Source organism: Noviherbaspirillum album, assembly GCF_035916955.1.
Lineage (GTDB): Bacteria > Pseudomonadota > Gammaproteobacteria > Burkholderiales > Burkholderiaceae_D > Noviherbaspirillum > Noviherbaspirillum album.
In genome coordinates this window covers 1-18490 of sequence record NZ_JAWIIV010000064.1, presented here as the reverse complement: position 1 = coordinate 18490, position 18490 = coordinate 1, and the positions used below count along the sequence as shown (strand labels likewise).

Below are 18490 nucleotides of genomic sequence, written 5' to 3'. Positions count from 1 at the left end.
TGATGGTGGTCACGCACGAGATGGGCTTTGCGCGCAAGGTGGCCAACCGGGTGGTGTTCATGGACCGCGGCTACATCGTCGATGACTGCAGCAAGGACGAGTTCTTCGGCAATCCACGCTCGGAGCGGGCACGCGACTTCCTGGCAAAAATCATCACGCACTGAACGCCTTGACTTGCATGTAATGTAAGCGGCGGAGCCTGTGCCATCGAGTGAACCTCGCTCATGGCACGGGCTCCGTTCGGGTTCGGATGCGCCTGGCGGAAGATGTTTCCCCTCCTTGAAGCGAGTCCTCCTTAACGCGAGCCCTCCATCATCTCTTTCAATTGATTGATGCCGCCCTTGAATTCGCTTAGAGCGATTGCGTCGTCAATATCCATCGCTGCCAGCGCCGCCGGCGCTCCCTGCTCGTTCATGAGCTTGCAGATTCTCTTCAATCTCTGTCCAGGAGGCTGATCGCCTTCTACAACGTATTCATCGTTCCTCGATGCAATGGAATCCCTCGGGATTCCGAAGAGCGCATCGATATCGACGCCGGCATGAGCTACCTCATTGGCGGAATCTGTTCGAGCGGCGGGTTGCATATGTCCTCGTGCTGCATTCATGCCGGCAGCAAGCCCGGTTGTGTATTGATTCCCATGCCTCCTTTGCAGGATGAAATTCGGAGTCAGTTTATGAACGGCACGGACAACAGGCAGTGCCAGCACGCTTGCTCCGGCCGCCAAGGCTGCGGCGGTGTCGCTCATGCCATGCCGGCTCTTGTTTTTATTCTTGAAGATTTCAAAGGCCGTAGTGTTTTCCGTCGATGAACCAAACTGCACCGCGTGCTGTACTGCCTGCCTGAAGACATCGTCCGCCGGGCTGCGATCCTTTTCCTCTTTCAAGTCATTCTTCGCCTTGTACATTGCATGGAGAATCCGCTCCAGCCGTTTATCGAGTTTGAATTCATGGATCTGGGCATGCATGACCTCGCGCCTTATCTGGCGCCTACGTTCATCAGGCTTGAATTTCACGCCGGAGATATGGTCGTTCAGCATCGCCAAATTTCCCAGCAACTCTTGCAAGGAGTCCGGAACCTGATTTTCTTTGCGGCTCCCCGAAGCCGGCATGACTTGCATGGAAGCAGATCGTCGAATCCGCACGGCGGTACTCCTCTCCATGAGCCGCTCCGCCGCTGGCGGGCGTCTCGCCTGCTGCTCGAGCGGGCCATGAGACGTGGCAAGGGCCGTCTGGTTGCCGCAATCATCGCGATGGCGGCGCTTCACCTCGTCATATCTGGTATCAATAAGGTTAGGGGTCGAGAAGCTGCCGAGTCTGGACATGCTGGACATTGTTTTCCTGTCTAGAAATTGTGCTTGGCATGGGCTCAAGCGGAGTGGATGCATCAATTGCCGCTGTTGGTGGCAGGACGTGCCGTTCGGTTCCATGCGGAAGAGTCGTCGAGTCGGCGCATCCTCGACGCGCACAAGCGCACCCGACAAGCGCCATACCTGGCGAAGACATTCAGAACTCGGAAAGGGCATGCTTCTCTAACCGATAAGCGCTGTGCGCTCCGGACGCATGAAGCTTGCATGTGGTTATCCGGAGTCGCACATTGTCCAATCAGCTACAAGGAGCCACGATGACAATGACCTCCCCCAACCGGGACCGCACCCAGTCCGCGGACCGCCATCAGATGCAGCAGAAGCAATCAGGCGACCAGCATATTCTTCCGGAAGATGAAGCCGGCATCGATCCGCATCGCCCCGCCCGCGTCAGCCGTGAAGACATGGAAAAGCTACGCCCCGCGGACACCGATCCGGATGATCCGGCGCAGCCATGATGATGCGACGGCCATGATGGCCGGTCGGGCATCAGCGCTTTCGCGGCGCAAGAATCAGGCCGTCAGCGGCGAGGTCAGTCGCGCCGCACTTCCTTTTAGGCGGTCCTGTCCGACCAGGCTTCCCAGCGGAATTTCTATCCAGCGGTGAAATGCGCCACCGGCGGCAATGCTGGCGCACCATGCGACCAGCATGCCGCAACCCTGCACGACAACGGATGCCTCCCCAAAACGCGTGAATGCTGCATTGACCAGCAGGCAGACTGGAAAATGCACGAGGAAAACCGCGTAGGAAATGCGCCCGAAATACTGCACGGCCGGCCATGCGCGTGCTGACCGTACGGTCTGAAACCGGTACGCCACCGCCAGCAGCAAGGCAATCGCCAGGGCCAGTGCAATCCGGCTGCGAAACTCGAATTCCAGGGCCAGCCCCCCTAGGAGAACGATCAGCCCCAGCATGACGGCGGTGCGATAGGCGGAATTCTTTGCCTCGGCGGTCCACCATGCCAGCACGCCGAGTCCGTAGCTGCCGAAAAAATAAACCGCCCAGACATCCCAGGCCGCATCAAGGTTGAAATAAAACAGCGATGCGCCGATCCCGGCTGTCAACAGGACAGCGGCGGCAAGGCGCTTTGCCGCACTAGAATTACCCGGGCTGCCGTAAGCGAAACGCATCAAGCAAGCAAGCATCAGATAGAGTTGGAAGTCGATTGCGACATACCAGGCCCCAGCCGACAAGGATTCGATCCCGAATACGCCATGCAGCAATAGCGCATGGGCCGCGACCTGGCTCCAGTCGGGAAATTGAGTCAGCGAAGGATGAGCCATCCACAGTGAGGCCAGCATGGAGCCAAGGACAGCCAGTCCCATTGCCACGGTAAACGAAGGAGCCAATTTCAGGAAACGCCGCATGCCGGCGTGAAGCGGCCTCACTTTTTCCGGCACGCCATGCGGACAGAATGACCGGGCGGCAAGGAAGCCGGCGATGACCAGAAAGATCTGCACGACGATGCGGGCCGAGCCGGCCAGCCAGTCAATCAGATCGGGCAATATCGGACGGACATGGTCCGCCATCGGCCCGTAGAAGGCCAGATGATGAAGGACGATCAGGTTGAATGCAGCGATTCGGAGAATGTCGAGTAAGCGAAAATGATGCATCGAAGCAGTCGTGCGTGCGCGTCGGGATTGACATGGAAAAACCTGTCATTTTCTCATGCATCCCGGGCAATTGCTCCTGTGCAAACAATTCCCTGTTTTCTTCGCAAAACTATGTGCCCGAAACGAACCTCCATGGTCAGTTGCAATGCGACCATGCCTGATCTTCCACCCTCGCTGCTCCTGTCCGCGCTCTCCGCCCTTCCCGGTAAAACGCTAGGCTGCCTTCACGGAGTCAGCCCGCACCTGTCCGGATCACGTTGCGAAAAATGAATGCTCAGATCGCCTTGAGCATCAACGCTACAATCCCCGCGCCGATCGTGACGCCGACACAGGCGGCGGTTTGTACCCGGCGCAGATTGAACAAGGCGGTGCGACGGCCCTCTTTGGATTCCTGATGTAATAAATGTTCCATGATTTCTCTTTCCCGGCGTCGCGACCATACGACGTCGTCCCAGTATAAAAAACGGTTACCGCATGCATTGTGATCCACGGCACATCTCCGTGCTAGCGACGTAAAAAAGCAACGCTTTTTTGTGTACAACTCCGGTGACCGGAACGGATTTGCCGCGTACGCGGCGGTGCGACCTACCAATGAGTGGCTTCGGCCCTGTATCTGTTCCGCATCTCTATCAAATTGAAAGATGCATGAATGGCAAGGGTGGATAAGGCCTCGAGGCTATTTATGGCCTGTGTGCAACAAAGCAGATTGGATGCTGTCTATAGGAGCGTACCCAAACAAAGTGCCTTATACTGTATGCCCATACAGCATAAGCAGTCGATATCACCATGAAGCTGTTCGAAGTCTATAAACTCCACGCCGCCAAAGAGCGCCTTGCCGCCGCCGTGATTCCGATCGCCGAGCGGCACCGCACTGCGGGCCGGGTCCTGACCTGGCGCCTTATCCACGAAATCGAGAAGGAAGCGCTGGCCACCCTCAAGGAGGCCGGCGACCTCGAATGGGATTATGTGCGCATGGCAACATCTTCCGAATGGGGCTATGTGCCGCGCATCAATCAGCCCGCCGATCTTGACGGGTACGACGAACTGCCGGTCGCGCTGACAACCATTCACCGCGCTTACAATGTCTGCCATTGACGCAGGAGAAGGTGGCCGAACACATCAGCATTTATTGGTTGTGACCTGTACTGTCAATGATGGACACTCGCGTCTCAAGCGGCCTGTAAGTGTTTGAAGGTTTCGGCAAACACCGCAGGCGATACATAGCCAAGGCGTGAGTGACGCCGCTGGCGGTTGTAAAAAATTTCGATGTACTCCTGGATTGCAGCCTTCGCCTGCGCACGGGTTTAGAACTGATGGTGATGCGTCAGCTTATTTTTCAAGCTGCCCCAGAAGCTTTCCATTGGGGCATTGTCATAACAATTGCCTTTACGTGACATCGAGGCCTTCATGCCAAACTGCTTGAGCAGCATGCGGTAGTCATACGCACAATATTGGCTGCCCCTGTTCGAATGATGGATCACGCCAGCAGGTGGCCGCTTGTTGCGTACTGCATGCCATAGCGCCTTTGCCGTCAACGTTTGCGTCATGCGTTCACCGATGGCATATCCCACAATTTCACAGGTGAACACGTCTTTGACGCCAGCCAGATAAAGCCACCCCTCCTGGGTCGGCAAATACGTAATGTCAGTGACCCGGGTTTGGTTTGGTGCTGTAGATTCAAATCGCTGCTCCAGCAGGTTCGGTACTACCGGCAAGTCATGGTTTGAATTCGTGGTGGCCTTGAATTTGCGTTTTTGCCGACAGCGCAACCCCAATTCACGCCGCAGGCGAGCAATACGATCCCGTCCGGCAAAGAATCCTTGTGCCATCAGCTCAGGCTGAACACGCCGAACACCATAGGTTTCACGGCTCTGGCGATGTACTACCTTGAGTCGCTCATCGGATTGCGCGCGCTCTGACGGTTTACGTTCAAGCCAGGCATAGAAACCGCTACGACGCGACACGCCAAAGACACGGCACAGCAGCGCAACCGCATACTCGAGTCGCATTGCCTTCAATTGCGCGTACCGGGCAGCGACTCCCTGGCAAGGTGAGTAGACCTGGGGAGTTTCGCCCCAAGCCTCTCCCAGAACCGTACGTGAGACTCTCGCCTCATACGGCTCCCGTTACCCAATCGTCCCCAACGAGTCGCCAGTGAAAGAACCTCCATGGATCAACCGTCTTCATCTTACGCAGCCACTCCACACTACGTTGCTTGCGCCGCGCGAGCGTTTTGTATTTGCGCCGAGACCAATGCTTTAGCTTGCCATCGATATAACGAAACAAGCCGTGCATCGCCACCTGATAGAAGGCCCCATAGTAGTTCCACCACCCCCGGATCGTCGGGTTACATTGCTCAGCAAGTTCAGCCAGCGTCGTCGTGGTACGGCGTGCCCACTGCCACTCTCGCACCCTCGCTCGCATTCGCTTGAGCGCTGCACTACTCACCGCCGGCAGGAAACTGGTAAATCGCCGGTTGTGCTTGCTCTGCGCCCCTCTGGGCCGAAACGTAAAACCCAGGAACGTAAACTGCACGTTCGGATACTTGCCAGTACGATTACTGTCTTTGCAATACACAATCTTCGATTTCTCTGGATGCATCGTCAATCCGCAGGCCTCCAGCCGTGCTGCGATTGCTCGCATAAGCAATTTGGCCTGTGCCTCGTTACGGCAGTGAACCACCGCATCGTCGGCATAGCGCGCAAATGGGCACCCGGGATACTTCCGCTTCATCCAAAGATCAAATGCATAGTGCATGAACAGGTTCATCAAGATGGGACTGACTACTCCGCCCTGTGGTGTACCCCGCATACGAGGCACTTGTGCCCCCTCTACAGTCTCAAACGGAGCGGTTAGCCACCGTTCGATGTACAACAGGATCCAGCTCTCCTTGATGTGACCTCGTACTGCCTTCATCAGCAAGGCATGATCGATCTGATCGAACGCCGCCTTGATGTCAAACTCAACGACCCAGTCATATTGCCAGCAACGCTTGCGCGTTATCGCAATCGCCTGTTTCGCCGACTTGCCCGGCCGGTACCCATAAGAATCGTCATGGAACACCGGATCGAGTATCGGCTCGATCATTTGTTTTACCACCGTCTGGGCTATTCGATCAGACACCGTAGGGATACCCAACTTTCTTGTGCCACCAGTAGCCTTCGGGATCTCTACCTGCTTCACCGCCGGCGGAAGGTACGACCCCGACGACATCCGGTTCCACACTTTGTAGAGATTGCCCGATAGATTCTGCTCGAACATGGCGATGGTTTCATCATCCACGCCGGCAGCGCCGCGGTTAGCCTTGACCAGCTGGTACGCTTCCCACACGTCTCGCTTTGCAATGTTGTACGATTTCGCTGAATCCATGCCACTCATCCCAGCCAAGCCAGTTGGCGACATGTCTTCAGCCGGATAACGCTGCCCCTTCGCTCCACCCTCATTACAAGGGCTTCGTCACTACTACGGGCAGCTCCGCCCCTTGCCCCGGCATCGGTATTCTTCCTTATGGTGTCTGCCATTTGTCATTTCCCTTTGCATCCGAGGTAAGGTTCTCACGTTCCATACCGAAGCCTGTATTGAGCTCTTGCCGCCTTTACACCGACTGCCACCGGGCCCGTAAGCAGGTCTCGTCCCGATTCATCCCGCAAAGCGTACTAATCTGCGGTTTTGACAGTACTTTGTAGCACTAACGATGCGTCATCGGTCGGTTCGCTTTCGCTCAACTTCTCAATACTCACCTGCCATCCTATCCGAATGACGTTTCCACGGTCGCTCACTACCACGTCTTTTGAACGCAGCAGCACCGGGTGGTTTGAAGCCTGCCCCTGCAGGCCGACTCCGGGAGGCCTACTCCCATCTTCAGTACAGCACCGCAAGCTCACGCTTGCGTTCGTGACACACNCCGGTCGCTAAGCGGCCGCGTTCGCCATTGGCAATACCCGCTGCGTGAGACGCCAATTACCCGGCATAATCTGCTGATACTGTACCCGTCGCGGTGGGCGTCAATCCAGGCATACTTCACCGCGACCCCTTTGCAAAGTATGCCGTCGCCTTTCGGAGGATCTCGATATCGAGCTTGGCGCTGGCGAGCTCTTTGCGCAGCCGGCTGTTCTCCGCCTCGAGTTCGCTCACCGGGCGCTTGGGTACTGTAGCCGTATCTGCCCGGGCAGGTTGCTGTCCTTTGCGTTGCCTTCGCACCCAGTTGTCCAGCGTTGCGACCGGCACTCCAAGTCAGCGTGCCGCTTCATGCTGGCCGACAGACTCGGCCAAGCGTGCCGCCTCAGTCTTGAACTCTTCCGTGTATTGCCGTTTCGGTACTGATTTCTCTTCCATTACTCCCTCCGTACAGACAGAAAATTACCAAATTTCCTGCTGTACGTGAAATCGGGGCAAGGTCACACATCGACGGATGCTCGCTACGCTGCTCGCGCACCAGGCGTACTGCGCGCTCCTTAACTTCCGGGGAAAACTTGATCTGTTTTTTGTTCATGGCACCATTCTCTTAAATGTTGGCGCCTCCACAAAATCCGGTGTGGTTCACACTACTATCGATCCAGAACTAGCGGCCCAAATGCTTAGAGAACAACAAACAGATTCTGAAACGGACTTTCCAGATGCACCATGGAAAAAAACCGTAAGTCTTTGAGCATAAGCTTCTTCTGTCCTTAAACCGCCACGGCAGGAGCGCTTCCTAGTCCTCGACTATTTTTGCGAGCGACAGGGCCTTGAACAGCACGATTAGGGGTTTTGTAGCAGTAAACCGGTTCTGCTAGAGTGGTCGGTTTGATTGCGAAAGAATTCCCGATGAACGAGGCCTTACGCAAAGTGCTCAAGCGCTTGCACTATCCGCTGGAGGTCATGCTGACCTGCGTGCGCTAGTAAGTTGCCTATCCGTTAAGCCTGCGGCACATTGAGGAGATCATGGACGAGCGCGGCGTGTTCGTCGATCACACCACCATCCACTGCTGGTCGCTCAAGATGCTCGAACTGCGCCAGACTTAACTGCGTGTGAATCCACTGCCATTGCTGGCTTTTTCCATCTCGACCGCCAAAGCGACCGGTTTTTAGCTTGGCGCACGCCTCTTCAAGAAAACCGCAGCCGGCTGCGGGTTACAGACAAATTCGATTGCCAGAAAAACCCGCAACCAGTTGGTAGCGTATGAAGCAACGCAGGCAATGGAACTAATGCCAGGACTGCGCTACTCATGCTGTTCCAAACAGAGCCAGCATGCCCTGATCTCCGATAATGTTACTTTTTCGTCTTTCCAATGTTTCCATCTTCAAGCCGATTGCCGCCTTTGCTACCGAACATTCCTGCAGAGCGGGGGGGACGCTGCCGGCAATGAAACCCAGACACCGCATCTATCGACATCCGTTTCCCAAGAACCGCGACAATTGCTCGATAACAGACGCCATCCGGCACGACGCAGGTCACAGGCGGCAATCTCCCGCATGGGCGCGGGGCAGACCGTCACGGCCCTGAACAGCGACTTCCCGCCCCCCATGAAGCCGCGAGACTTCGGCCAACTCACGATGGACAACTTGCGTATTCGACAGTTGTTTGACCATCTTGTAAGAACTAGATCCAGAGATAGGTCCAGGGGCTGGCAGGACAGCCAGCAATTCGAGGATCTGATGAAGGTTGCGCCGGAGCAGTTGGCCGTCGGGCAGTATGTTGCTTACGTTAATCTGTCCGGACACGGATTGATCTACTGGGCGGAAAAATACGCCGAGCGTTATAACCCGAACCGCCAGCGTGCGCGTGACCATGTCTGCCAGTTGAAGTACATATTGTCGAACGCGGCGCAATATTATTTGAACCAGAACTCCAGTAGAGCGCAAGGCGGCAGCACGGCCCCCACGTTCAAAAAGGGACGTGACTACGGTCTGTTGTGCAATGCCTTTTCCAAGTACCTCGCCTCAGCCGCATGTCGCACCGGAATCGGACGCCTGGGAGAGGAGATTGCGAGTATTGATGTAAACGTCCTTCAAAAATTTGATGCTCAGGCTATTGCCAAATCGATCAACGGCTTGGGCAAGCTGGTTGACCATGCGACGCACGGCAACGTCTGCAGGCAAGCGCTGCACCGGCTTGCAGACAGTATTGCCAATATGACGGCCGGCACGATAGCTGAACACTTTGACGGTCAGCACATTGCCAACTCGATCAACGGCCTGAGCAAGCTGGTTGACCATGAGACGTACGGCAACACCTGCAGGCAAGCGCTGCACCGGCTTGCAGACAGTATTGCCAATATGACGACCGGCACGATAGCTGAAGACTTTGACGGTCAGCACATTGCCAACTCGATCAACGGCCTGAGCAAGCTGGTCGACCATGAGACGCATGGCAACGTCTGCAGGCAAGCGCTGCACCGGTTTGCAGACAGTATTGCCAATATGTCGGCCGGCACGATTGCTGAAGATTTCAATAGTCAAGCCATTGCCAACTCGATCAACGGCCTATGCCGGCTGATAGACGACGATAGTCACGGCGCCGCATCACGCCAACGCATCATTTCCCTGATGCGAGTGGTCACTCCCTCCTGGTGGCAGGCCTGTTCACAAAAGAACTACGCCCAGATCGGCAATGGGTTGGGTTGGCTGGCCGTGTGGGCGCACAGCGCCGAGAGCACTGATGCCGCCGAAGCACTCGATTGTGCCCATACCGGCCTGCGCAGCATCTGCAATGTGCTTGCCGATCAACCCGACAGGCTGGACGGTTTCCAGCTTCAACATATTGCCATGCTGCTCGTCGCGCTCGACCGCGCCCGACTGCTTGACGAATCGGCGCGCCTGGCGACGCCCTGCCTGCAGCATCTGCGCAAGCTGCTTGCCGGCGGCCTGCGCACTGAAAACCTCGAAACCATCGGCAACGCTTGCCTGGCGCTACAGCCCATGCTCTCCACGCTGACCGCTCGCAAAGAGGCCTTGCGGCTGCTCACGGGCGTGGAGATGCCGTCCGGGCAAAGCTTGCAGGCGATCACGGCCCGCAAGCTCGACGGCTATCTGGCCCATACCGGCAACAAAGGCGTGTCGTCAAGCGCCGTTACCTCCGAAGGAGAGCCCTGCGGCACTCGCCTGCCTGCCTATACGCTGTACCAGATCGTCAAGACCTATTCCACGGCGGTGGCGCACCTAAGCAACCGCAGGATATTCAGCAAGGCCCAGCGCCTGGATGCACTGGGGCGGGTCAAGGCGTGGCTGCAGGAGACATACACTCGAGTCGAGTCGCTGATCACGGCCGACATGTCGCTGGCGAGCTGGAACCTGGTTGCGCGCATGGATGCGGCGCAACACGGCGAGCCGAACTCCATTCTGGACCAGTTGATCGCGCGCCGCCTGGACGGCGAGACGGCGGGACAATGGACCGACTTCGACCATGATGCGGTCTTCAACGAGATGGACCATGCACCTTCCATGCCGAAGGCCGGGCTGACGTCGGTGCGTTATTACGCGTTTAACGGCAAGCCCCTGCTGCAGGATGGCTCGCCGAGACAGGAGCAGCGCTATTCGCTATGGGGACGAATCACGGGCCTGCCGATCCGCTATGTACAGCTGCCGCAGCAGGCGGAGCTGAGCCGCTTCCTGCTGCAGCGCATTATCTACCTGGAGGATCAGGGAGAGAAGCTGGCAAGCCGGATCGATGTGCTGGGAGGCAGCAAGATGAAAGGCGAGGCGCTGACCGTCGGGGATGTCGTTCAGCGCGCCATCGAAGGTCGCCAGTCACGCAACGCGGGCTATATGGCGGCGGTGCGACTGGCCGACACGCGGCAGGACGCGCCCTGGATGAACTTCATGCGTGCCCTATTTCCCTTCCGGGAAGCTTACTACTATGCGCAGCGGGCGTTAATGCCCTCGCCGCCGACGATCTCGGGCATCAAGCTCGAACCGACAGACCATGTGCTGGAAGGACGATTCAGGATTGCTGTCTGTCCGGACCGCGTCGGGGATGATCCGCATCCCTACGTGCTGGGGCTGGTGCAGCCCACGGACGGACTGGGATTCATCCGCGAAAGCCTCATCAGCCAGGCAGGCTTCTACCAGAAAATGCGCCGCGCTGACGGGCTGGAACCCTATGGCGGCCGGAAGCCCAATGCCAGGCTGGCGCCGCAGGCAATGCAGCATCTGCCCGCGGACGATGGCGCGGCCGAAAAGTTGAATGCGCAGGCCAGGCAAGAAGCGCAACGGCTGGCCGCGGCCGAGACTGTCAGCGTCGAAGACGTCTACCAGTTGATCACTACGGCGGGCGTCAAGGGGGCGAGCCGGATCGCATGGCCGATGGCCAACGCCCCGGCCGGCGGGCAGATCATGCTGCCGCAGCTGCTGCGCAACGACCGGGGCGACGGCGGCGGCAATGGGCATGACGACGACGGTCATGTGCTCGTCGGCCGTGCGCCGTACGACAGCATCCGCTCGCTGCAGCAGGCGAAGATGGTCAGCGCTCGAAGCGAACGGGTGAAGGTGACGCAGCAGCTGCTTGAGACGAGCGTGTCGCTGCAATACGGGTCGGTGCAGTCGCGCATGACGGCCGCCGGCGGGAAAGAGCTCATCTTCGCCAAGGGCGTGCTGGTGGTAGTGAGGGACGAAGACTGGAAATGGCCGGTCGATATTGTTATGTCGGCCAATGACATCAAATCGGCCAGCAGCTGGACAGAGTCCAAGCGCCGCGCCACGACGGATGAGCAGTTCGACGGCATCGGCGTGCTGATGGTCACGGAAGCCTGGGCGCCCGGCTCGGCGGTGGCAGTCGATGCCAATCTGCAGGCCACGCTGGGAGGCGACTTCGACGGCGACGCGGCCTTCGTGCTGTCCGGCATGCCGGAGCTGACCGAGCTGGCGGGAAGGCAAAATGCCATGCAGCGGCAGACCGATGAGCGCCTGGCAAGTAAAAGCGAGGGAAGAGACTTCAAGGCGCCCAAGACTTTTCATGCGGCCATCACGGCGGAGAGCGGCTTTTATTCGGCCAGCCGCACTCTGGAAATCCAGGCAGCGAAAAAGCCGCTCCTGGGAAAGGCCTCGACACTGCAGTTTCGCGTCGGGTCGCTCAGGGCGCAGGAGAAGCTGGCGTTCGCAGAGGAAGTCGTGCTCCAGGTGTATGAAGGCCTGCCGGCAGACGTGGTCGGATTGCTGCGAGGATTGCTCCTGGAAAATGACGATGCCCAGACTGGGCCGGCTGCGCAGACATGGAGCGCGCAAAAAGTCGACCAGCTTGTCGAGCTGGGCAAGCAACTCGACACGTACAAGCAGAACATGAGCGAGCGGCTTCTTTCATCAATCGGCGGCGAAGTCGACAGCCTGCGGGCCCTGCTGCGGCGATGGGCCCGGCATGCGCAAGTGGCCTGGGGCGAGGCCGAGCGCGGTGACGCCGATAAGGAAGAACTTGAGGAGGTCGAAGACAGCCTCGATAAGATGCTGAAGCGATTGCCGATGCAGATCCTGGACGCTCGGCCGCAGTCAAGCCTGAGCTATGTGCCGGGAGAACCACTGGTGACGATGGAGCGGCTACTGACCGAAATCATCAAGCGCGGCACGGATGCGTTCAAGGCCCCCTACGGCCTGGAGGCCTACGAGCACGCACTGCAAAAGATGGAGACGACGATCAATAAGCTCTATCCGCAAGCCCGGCCGCCCTACATGAAATGGTTTGCTGGCCGTATTGCCAAAGGTGAGGTGGACGTGCCGGAGGTGCAGCAGCAGTTGCAGAACAATCCGACGATGGCCGCAAGGATCATGGGAATCGGGCTCGACGCGGCAAGCCGGAGCGGTGTGCTGGAAAAAGTGAGGCGGCAGGCGCTGGAAAGACAGGCGCAAAAACAGGCGCAAGGGCAGCCGGGCTCCCGGGACAAGACCCGAGGCGCGGAACACGCACTGCAGCGCAGGCCCCGTGCCGGCCTGCCGGGCACAGTTGCCCCGGCGCCCGCGCCTCCAGGGCCCGCACGGCATGCGCCTGCGCCCTCGGGCAGCACGGACAATCCCGATGTGCTGTTGCAACACGCCGAGGCATTGCTGCAGCATGTGCAAAAGCACGCGGCGCGCATCACCGAGGGCATGCAAGCCATCACGCAGCAGCTCGACGGCAGCATGCTGGTCGATCTCGAGCAGCACACCAAGACCCGGGAGGAATTGCTGAACAAATGGACAACACGGCGCAAGTCGCTCGCCAGCCTCCGGGAGGCCGACACCAAGGACGCTTTGCGCTACACGCTGATTCTCGATGCGGACAGGTTCACCGAACAAACCCGGACCGTTCTTGCGCAAGCCGCACAACGCGGCTGGGACGTCAAGACCGTCAGCAATTTCTTCGCTCGTCCCGGTGCGGCGTACAAGGCGGTGCATCTGACCTTGAATGACCGGCAGGCACCGGTGCTGTTTGAAGTGCAGCTGCATACGCAGCAAAGCCATACGGCAAAGAACCAAACCCATTCCGATTACCAGAGGGCCAAAGCGGCCGGCGGCGAGGACAAGGCGGCGCTCGAGGCCAGGATGAGGAAGCTGGCGTCGTCGGTGCCGACACCCGCCGGCGCCGGCAAGATCGATATGCAATGGGCGCAACGCATCACAGAGCAGCGACCAACGTCACGCCTGGCCGCCACAGAGACGGATGCGGGCCCATCCCACGCAGCCCGGGCAGTCCCGGCGCAGGCCGCACCGCCGACAGGGGTGTTGCCGGCGGTGCAGCCGGCGCAAGCCAGTGCCGTCGGACAGTTACCGGGCCGTCCCACGACAAGACAGAGTGTGTTGGACATGATAAGGAAGCGACCGCGCGCGATGGATTTCTTCTCACCGCGGACCAGCCCGCGCCCGTCGGGGACAGCAGGACAGGAAGCAGAAGAAATACAGCCGCCACGCGACGTGAAACGCCCTCGGCTGGAAAGCGGCGATCCTTCCGGAAGCGTCCCCGAAATGGCAGCGTGGGTGGAATCTCTCTTCAGACATGAGCCCGCGATCATGAGCGACATGCAAACGATTGCCTCGCTGGCGCAGGGGCAATTGAAAGATCTGGGCGCAAGGTTCAAATGGAAGGATGTGCCGGAACGCACGATGCAGCAGCGGGTAGCCGATGCGCTTTCCGCAATAGGCAACGGCAGAAAGGACAATGTCCTTCGTTATGTCATGGTCTGGAAGGATGAACATGTGCTACGCGGTGTCGAGACGATGCTTGCCGCGATGGCCCGGCGCGGCTGGACGGTGGAATCGGTGACGAATGGATTTCGATATGCCGAAGCGGAATTCAAGAATATCTGCATTACGGCCGGTTACCCTGAAGCCGGCTTGCGTTTTGCCATCCATGTGTACACTGAGGGAAGCTATGAAGCCAAGCAGGATAACAAGAGTGTGTACCAAGCGCGAAAAAAGGCGGAAGAAGGAAGACAGAGCGCGCTGAGCGAAGAAATCAAGCGGCGCAACGAGCGCATCAGCAAGCCGGCGGGTATTGGAGCGGTAGGAATGAACTGGGCGCAATCGAAGATGAACCAGGCGCTGAATGCCGAGCATGCAGTGCGGCATGCGGCGGCATCGGGTCGCGCTGCCGCATCGCTGAGCTAAGGGTTGTGTCGCTTTAACCGAAGACGTTGGCTGTCCGAGGTAGACTGCTGCTTTTGGATTCTGAAGGAATGTTCGTGTTGAACACCAAGGGAATGCGATTGGTTCTGTTGCAATAAGGAAGCCCGCGCGAGTGAACGCGAGCAGTGTTGTCGCTCAGGCGGCTAAAGAATAGAACTGGTTTGCGGCGGACGCAAGTTGCCCGTCGGTGCCGTCTAGTTGCCCTTTCTTGGGCGTTGGTGCACTTCGAAATGGAAGAGCGGGAAATGGTACGATAGGTACTCGATTTTCCTGATCCCACGCGATGCCAAACAAGCACAACGACGAGCGGCGTCACCATATCCCGAAGATGTCGTTCAAGGTGCAGAACTGGACGGAGTATGAAGCCGGACTGCGGCGGCGCGGCAGCCTGACCTTATGGATTGAAGATGCGGTCCTGGGCCGGTGGCAGAGCGTCGGGCCAAACGGTCAGGCTCGGTATGAGGATATCGCCATCGAGACGTGTCTGATGCTGCGCAGCGTTTTCAAGATGGCGCTGCGACAAACCGAAGGCTTGATGGAGTCGGTGCTGACATTGATGCACCTGGCGATCACGGCGCCGGATCACACTACGGTCAGCCGGCGTGGGATGGGACTGCCGGTATTGAAGTCAACTTCAGCGCCGAAGGGACCGCTGCATGTGCTGATCGACAGCACCGGCTTGCAGGTCTTTGGCGCAGGCCAATGGCTGGAAGAAAAGCATGGCGCGAAGTCGCGCCGCAGCTGGCGCAAGCTGCATCTGGCCGTAGATGCCGACAGTGGCATGATCGTCGCGCAGGCTCTCACCGATCAGGTCATGCCAGACAGCGAAGCGTCTGGTGAGCTGAGTACGAAGCTGCGCGGCACACAGATGCTGACGCCTGATCGCAAAATGCTGCCGGATCGGTCCGAAGCTCGACAAGAATTGTTGTGTGCGTCCCGGTGAGCGAAAACGCTTCATCCGGCGCTCGCGTTCCCGTGTCGGCTGATGACTGTTCTCGGCCCGGTTGTTCACCCGCGCCGCTGCCTTCACGAAGACATGCTTGACGCCGGCAAGCACAGGCAGTTCTGCTTTCGCGGTTGGGTAACTGTGCAACTGGTCAGTGACGATCTTGCGTGGACCATTTGGATAGTGGGCCAGCAGCTGCTGGAAGAAGCGTTTGGCGGCCGTGGTGTCGCGGCGTTTCTGCTGCAGGATGTCGAGCTTCACCCCATGCTGATCGACAGCACACCACAGCAGATACGGTTCGCCGTCGATTATGACGAAGACCTCATCCAGATGCCAGGTCGTACCCGGTACAAAGCGCATTGTCGGTCGCGTGGCCGCTTCACAGATCGCCGCAGCATCAGCCGCATCATGCTTGTTGCCTTTGACATAAGGCTTGACGAATTGCGGCGCGATCAGTTTGACGCGGTGCCCTAGCTTTCCTAGTTCGCGTGCCCAATGATGAGCGCTGCCACAAGCCTCCATTGCTATCTCGCATGGTTGCAACCTGGTAAAAAAGGAAACCATCTGCTCTCGTCGCAGCGATCTTTTTACCACCACTTTGCCATGTTGATCTATCCCATGGATTGCAAAGACACGCTTTGCCAGGTCAATTCCAATCGTCGTAGCATTCATAGCGGACTCCTCGCCATTGAAGTGGTTGAACAACTACTTTGGCACATCGATGCCGTAGGCGCAGGAGTCCCATTGATTGTTCAACCCCTATGCCTGATGGAGGCGGCGTCCATACCATTTATCCGAAATTGGTTGTTCGCCGGCAGTTTGCGGGCGGGGCAGCGTGCTGCCGCGGCGAAGGCGTTATTGCACTCAGCACGGCTGAACGGCCATGATGTGCACGCCTACATGAAGGACATCCTTGAGCGCTTGCCAACACAACCAGCCAGTCGCATTACTGAACTGCTGCCGCATCGCTGGACGCCCGTCTGAACCTCTGCTCGTAGATTCGGCATTCCGTCAACGTGTAATGGCTGGGCGCTTACGCGACTCATTGAAAACTAATCATTTTTGATGCGATGGCCTTGCCTGCAACAGAATCAAAATTTCCGGCTGCTCAAAAATTTAAGCTTTACGCTGGAACCGGTGGTATTTTGACGACACTCATGAGGTCAGTCTAATAACCTCATCGAAATGACATGATCCCACACCATATTCAGCCCTCGCCGCCCTCCAGTTATACGAACCCGGCCATGCCCTCGTCTTTACCCGTGCAACCGTCGCAGGCCAGCACTGCAATTCCTAATGACTTGAACCATCAGTTTACGCTTGTGATTCCGGGCATCGACGGACAACCTCATGGGGCTAGTGAGTCCATTGTCGTGCCGCCGCGCAGGCGCGACGGAGTGGATTCGCTGCCGGACACGTACATCATCAAGGCATTGCGCAATATCGTTAATAATCCTTCTGTATGGAAGGTAGAAGGTAGATGGAACGGAGAACGTGTTCTCACATATACGCGCAAGGATTCACAGCAGAATCCTAGATCGCCAGTTGTGACGCTATGTATTGACAGTAACCAAGTGTTGCAATCGTTTGAAATGCGTAGTCGGGTGAGCACTGATGCCAATGAGAACTATGTTGTCAATTTTTTCGGCCCAGCACTTCCCCACTCACAAGCCACGGTTGCCGCACCAACCGCCACTCGGGCGCAACAGGCACCTGTGTGGTTGTTGGAGGCGTTCAACAATGCTCAAACGCTAAATAAGCGTCGGATCACGCCACCCAGGCCGCCGACTCCAACGCGTCACCGCTCAGATGCCGGCCCGTCAATGCCCTTGACGCATGCCGCTCATCTTTCTGCTGACGAACCCTCCGCTGCAGACAAGGAATTAATGGCGGCACGTATGTCGGTACAAGCGCCGCAGGTGCCCCGAGCTGACGGCTTGTATGTGGAAGACCAGCCGCAGACTTCACGCCTCTATACCAGCCAGGACTGGACTGTTGTCAATACCTGTGCGTCGCATGCACTCAACCAAGCGTTTCAGGGCAATACAGTGGGGATTGCCCTTCAGGGCAGTCACCTTACCGAAATCCAGCAGTTTCTGAATGGGCGCGGGATCCTAATGGACGATGTAGACCTCATATTGAATCCGGGGGAGGAGGCACGTGCCGGGGCTGATTTGCAGGGGCTGGCCCAACGTCTTGAGTACAGCGGAACGGCCATTGTGGAAGTAGGCGGACAGGAGTTCCGTCAGGCTGTCACACAACATTTCGTCACACTGGTACGCCATGGGCGGGACGGACGTGTGTATGTGTTGGATTCGATGAATCCGCAGGCGAATATCCACTTTGAGACTGCACGGGACGCGCTGCAGGCTTACCTCCGTCCACATGCTGAAGGTAATCGGCACGTGGCGGTACTTATGCCGCGGCAAGGGCATGTGCTGCCGCCGGCGCTGTCGAATCCACAGGGTGCGTATGTGCCCAACCAAGGCTTCGTGCCGTTGGACGATCTGAGTGAGGGGCACTTGGATCTGGTGGAGATAATGCATGGGAACGACGCCCGAGGACGTTTGTATAGAGCCATTGTGGAGCGATCGCAGGCGAGGCGGGGAACTGGGGAAAGGCATTGGGGCGACAGTTTTCACAATGCCACGCAATCCAATGTATATCCATTGGATGATCCGCAAACGCAAGGCGTACTCTACTCCACGCCGATCCGGCCGCAGCAATACCTTGAGATGTCTGCGTCCGCCACCGGCCGGACATCAGATCAGGGGCTGGCGACAGGCAGTAACAACGTAATGTGCGAGGCACAGATAGGCTATGCGCAGGGGATGTCCCAGAGCCGGCAGACGGCTGCCGGCTTGCAAGACCCGCGTAATGCGCTGATGGCGCATCTGGCCCACCAGAAGAACTACCGGCATGGCGCCTTGGCGACCCTGACATTTGCGGAACTTAACGAGAGCAACTGGGACGACGAGACGCGGGGCCTGATCGATGCCT

8 protein-coding genes and 8 pseudogenes are annotated in these 18490 nt (G+C 58.0%); 8 read left to right on the top strand and 8 right to left on the bottom strand.

Going from position 1 to position 18490, the window contains the following annotated elements:
- Positions 1-164 (top strand): annotated as a pseudogene (locus RY831_RS31430) (amino acid ABC transporter ATP-binding protein); the annotation flags it as partial.
- A gap of 131 nt (positions 165-295) precedes the next feature.
- Here RY831_RS31430 and RY831_RS31425 read toward each other — a convergent pair.
- On the bottom strand, positions 296-1330 hold the full coding sequence (locus RY831_RS31425; protein ID WP_326510243.1) for a hypothetical protein: 1035 nt from the start codon (positions 1328-1330) through the stop codon (positions 296-298).
- Positions 1331-1620: 290 nt separating this feature from the next.
- Between RY831_RS31425 and RY831_RS31420 the strand changes: the two genes are divergently transcribed.
- A complete protein-coding gene (locus tag RY831_RS31420) occupies positions 1621-1821 on the top strand; it encodes a hypothetical protein (RefSeq protein ID WP_326510242.1) in 201 nt (66 codons plus the stop codon).
- Between the two features lie 54 nt (positions 1822-1875).
- Here the strand turns inward: RY831_RS31420 and RY831_RS31415 are convergent, their stop codons facing one another.
- Both RY831_RS31415 and RY831_RS31410 read right to left on the bottom strand, forming a co-directional pair.
- Entirely contained in the window at positions 1876-2976 is a 1101-nt protein-coding gene (locus RY831_RS31415; RefSeq protein WP_326510241.1) for an acyltransferase family protein, read from the bottom strand.
- A gap of 274 nt (positions 2977-3250) precedes the next feature.
- A complete protein-coding gene (locus RY831_RS31410; RefSeq protein ID WP_326510240.1) occupies positions 3251-3388 on the bottom strand; it encodes a hypothetical protein in 138 nt (45 codons plus the stop codon).
- A gap of 374 nt (positions 3389-3762) precedes the next feature.
- On the opposite strand from RY831_RS31410, the gene RY831_RS31405 reads away from it, so the two are divergent.
- Positions 3763-4071 carry a DUF2471 family protein gene (locus RY831_RS31405; RefSeq protein ID WP_326510239.1) on the top strand — a complete coding sequence of 103 codons (309 nt, stop codon included), beginning with the start codon at positions 3763-3765 and terminating at the stop codon, positions 4069-4071.
- 74 nt (positions 4072-4145) lie between these two features.
- Here RY831_RS31405 and RY831_RS31400 read toward each other — a convergent pair.
- From RY831_RS31400 to RY831_RS31390, 3 genes and pseudogenes are all read right to left on the bottom strand, one after another.
- Positions 4146-5090 (bottom strand): annotated as a pseudogene (locus tag RY831_RS31400) (IS3 family transposase); the annotation flags it as partial.
- Positions 5089-6345: a group II intron reverse transcriptase/maturase gene (gene ltrA, locus RY831_RS31395; RefSeq protein WP_326510238.1), complete on the bottom strand. Its 1257-nt coding sequence runs from the start codon at positions 6343-6345 to the stop codon at positions 5089-5091. The gene ltrA and the pseudogene RY831_RS31400, both read right to left, overlap by 2 nt.
- Before the next feature lie 526 nt (positions 6346-6871).
- Positions 6872-7311: pseudogene (locus RY831_RS31390) on the bottom strand (transposase); the annotation flags it as partial.
- Between the two features lie 471 nt (positions 7312-7782).
- Between RY831_RS31390 and RY831_RS31385 the strand changes: the two are divergent.
- The 3 genes and pseudogenes from RY831_RS31385 to RY831_RS31375 form a co-directional block, all read left to right on the top strand.
- Positions 7783-7962, top strand: a pseudogene (locus tag RY831_RS31385) (IS6 family transposase); the annotation flags it as partial.
- 651 nt (positions 7963-8613) lie between these two features.
- Positions 8614-14526: a hypothetical protein gene (locus RY831_RS31380; RefSeq protein WP_326510237.1), complete on the top strand. Its 5913-nt coding sequence runs from the start codon at positions 8614-8616 to the stop codon at positions 14524-14526.
- A 301-nt stretch (positions 14527-14827) separates the two neighbouring features.
- Positions 14828-15388 (top strand): annotated as a pseudogene (locus tag RY831_RS31375) (IS5 family transposase); the annotation flags it as partial.
- A 105-nt stretch (positions 15389-15493) separates the two neighbouring features.
- On the opposite strand, the pseudogene RY831_RS33475 reads toward RY831_RS31375, so the two are convergent.
- Together RY831_RS33475 and RY831_RS31365 are read right to left on the bottom strand one after the other, a co-directional pair.
- Positions 15494-15769 (bottom strand): annotated as a pseudogene (locus RY831_RS33475) (DDE-type integrase/transposase/recombinase); the annotation flags it as partial.
- Between the two features lie 66 nt (positions 15770-15835).
- Positions 15836-16162: pseudogene (locus RY831_RS31365) on the bottom strand (IS110 family transposase); the annotation flags it as partial.
- A 126-nt stretch (positions 16163-16288) separates the two neighbouring features.
- On the opposite strand from RY831_RS31365, the pseudogene RY831_RS31360 reads away from it, so the two are divergent.
- Together RY831_RS31360 and RY831_RS31355 are read left to right on the top strand one after the other, a co-directional pair.
- Positions 16289-16474, top strand: a pseudogene (locus tag RY831_RS31360) (transposase domain-containing protein); the annotation flags it as partial.
- A gap of 206 nt (positions 16475-16680) precedes the next feature.
- Positions 16681-18490 (top strand): hypothetical protein (locus RY831_RS31355; RefSeq protein WP_326510236.1); only part of this gene is annotated, 1810 nt, incomplete at its 3' end.

Coding starts and splice junctions, on each gene's coding strand:
- RY831_RS31425 (WP_326510243.1), bottom strand. CDS start 1,330: ATGTCCAGCATGTCCAGACTCGGCAGCTTCTCGACCCCTAACCTTATT.
- RY831_RS31380 (WP_326510237.1), top strand. CDS start 8,614: ATGAAGGTTGCGCCGGAGCAGTTGGCCGTCGGGCAGTATGTTGCTTAC.
- RY831_RS31415 (WP_326510241.1), bottom strand. CDS start 2,976: ATGCATCATTTTCGCTTACTCGACATTCTCCGAATCGCTGCATTCAAC.
- ltrA (WP_326510238.1), bottom strand. CDS start 6,345: ATGGATTCAGCGAAATCGTACAACATTGCAAAGCGAGACGTGTGGGAA.
- RY831_RS31405 (WP_326510239.1), top strand. CDS start 3,763: ATGAAGCTGTTCGAAGTCTATAAACTCCACGCCGCCAAAGAGCGCCTT.
- RY831_RS31420 (WP_326510242.1), top strand. CDS start 1,621: ATGACAATGACCTCCCCCAACCGGGACCGCACCCAGTCCGCGGACCGC.
- RY831_RS31410 (WP_326510240.1), bottom strand. CDS start 3,388: ATGGAACATTTATTACATCAGGAATCCAAAGAGGGCCGTCGCACCGCC.